A 2,024-nucleotide genomic window follows, 5' to 3' on the forward strand; every position below is an offset into this window, starting at 1 on the left:
TATGAAAATCCTCGTGACCGGCGGTGCCGGCTTTATCGGCTCTGCCGTGGTGCGCCATATCATCCGTGATACCCAAGATTCTGTTATCAATCTCGATAAACTCACCTATGCCGGCAATCTGGAATCCCTGGCCGATGTATCGACAAGCGAGCGTTATGCGTTTGAGCAGGTGGATATCTGCAACCGTGCCGAGCTGGATCGGGTGTTTGCTCTGCACCAGCCGGATGCGGTGATGCACCTGGCCGCCGAGAGCCATGTTGATCGCTCCATTACAGGGCCGGCTGACTTTATCGAGACCAATATCGTCGGCACCTATATGTTGCTGGAAGCGGCACGCGCTTACTGGAATGGTCTTCATGATCAGCGCAAGGCGGCCTTCCGCTTCCACCATATCTCCACCGATGAGGTGTATGGGGATCTGCCCCATCCGGATGAAGTGGCTGCCGGTGAGTCATTGCCGCTCTTTACCGAGACCACACCCTACGCCCCCAGCAGCCCTTATTCTGCCTCCAAGGCTTCCAGTGATCATCTGGTGCGTGCCTGGCGCCGCACCTACGGCCTGCCCACCATCGTCACCAACTGCTCCAATAACTACGGTCCCTACCACTTCCCCGAGAAGCTGATCCCGCTGGTCATTCTTAACGCGCTGGATGGCAAGCCGCTGCCGGTCTATGGCAAGGGCGACCAGATCCGTGACTGGCTCTATGTGGAAGATCACGCGCGTGCGCTCTACAAGGTGTTGACCACAGGCGTGGTCGGTGAGACCTACAACATCGGCGGTCATAACGAGAAGCAGAATCTGGAGGTGGTACACACCATCTGCGATCTGCTGGACGAGATGGTGCCCAAAGCGGGCTCTTATCGTGATCAAATCACCTATGTGGCGGATCGCCCCGGCCACGATCGCCGCTATGCCATCGATGCCAGCAAGATGAGCAGTGAGCTTGCTTGGCAACCGCAAGAAACGTTCGAGTCGGGTATTCGCAAAACCGTACAGTGGTATCTGGATAACCAGCAGTGGGTCAACAACGTGAAGAGTGGCTCCTATCAATCCTGGATTGAGCAGAATTACGGGGAGCGTGCCTGATGCATATTTTGCTGTTTGGCAAAAACGGTCAGGTAGGCTGGGAGCTGCAACGCGCACTGGCGCCGCTCGGGCGTATCACGGCCGTCGATTTTGACTCGACCGATTATTGCGGTGATTTCAGCAACCCGGCCGGGGTGGCCGACACGGTACGTCTGGTCAAGCCGGACGTGATTGTCAATGCCGCAGCCCACACCGCAGTCGACAAGGCCGAAAGCGAGCGGGAGTTTGCCGAGCTGCTCAACGCGACCAGCGTGGTTGCGATAGCCAAAGAAGCGGAAGCCTTGGGTGCCTGGCTGGTGCATTACTCCACCGACTATGTGTTCGATGGCAGCGGTGAGCGTCCCTGGGTGGAAACCGATGCCACCGCTCCGCTCAACGTCTATGGCGAAACCAAGCTGGCGGGTGAGCAAGGGGCCGCGCTTTGTTCCCGTCACCTGATTTTTCGCACCAGCTGGGTCTATGCCGCTCGGGGTGCCAACTTTGCCAAGACCATGCTGCGCTTTGGCAAAGAGCGTAGCGAGATGTCAGTCATCAATGACCAGTTTGGCGCTCCGACCGGCGCCGAGTTGCTGGCTGATTGCACCGCTCATGCGATCCGCGTGGCGCAGCGCAACCCCGAGGTCGCCGGGCTGTACCATCTGATTGCCTCCGGCACCACCACCTGGTTTGACTACGCCCAGCTGGTGTTTGCCAAAGCCAGAGAGGCCGGTGTTGAACTGGCGGTGACGCAGCTCAATGCGGTGCCGACCAGTGCCTTCCCGACCCCGGCCAAACGCCCCCATAACTCCCGCCTTGATACCAGCAAATTCCAGCGCACCTTCGAGCTGGTGCTGCCGGAGTGGACCGTCGGTGTGGAGCGGATGTTGACCGAGATCCTCGGTAAGTAAATCACTGGCCAGAGATGTGTTGAACGCCTCTCTGGCTGGCAGGGATAAAA

At 58.5% G+C, this 2,024-nt stretch carries 2 protein-coding genes; both read left to right on the forward strand.

Translation table 11 applies throughout. The annotated features are described in order from the left end of the window. The first annotated feature begins 1 nt into the window (after position 1). A complete protein-coding gene (gene rfbB, locus G5171_RS20215; RefSeq protein ID WP_216979012.1) occupies positions 2-1,087 on the forward strand; it encodes a dTDP-glucose 4,6-dehydratase in 1,086 nt (361 codons plus the stop codon). Next, positions 1,087-1,974, forward strand: coding sequence for a dTDP-4-dehydrorhamnose reductase (gene rfbD, locus G5171_RS20220; protein WP_216979011.1), 888 nt, complete (start codon positions 1,087-1,089; stop codon positions 1,972-1,974). The genes rfbB and rfbD overlap by 1 nt, the downstream gene beginning before the upstream one ends. Positions 1,975-2,024 lie beyond the last annotated feature (50 nt).

This window comes from Aeromonas sp. 600774, from assembly GCF_049175075.1.
GTDB classification, from domain to species: domain Bacteria; phylum Pseudomonadota; class Gammaproteobacteria; order Enterobacterales; family Aeromonadaceae; genus Aeromonas; species Aeromonas veronii_A.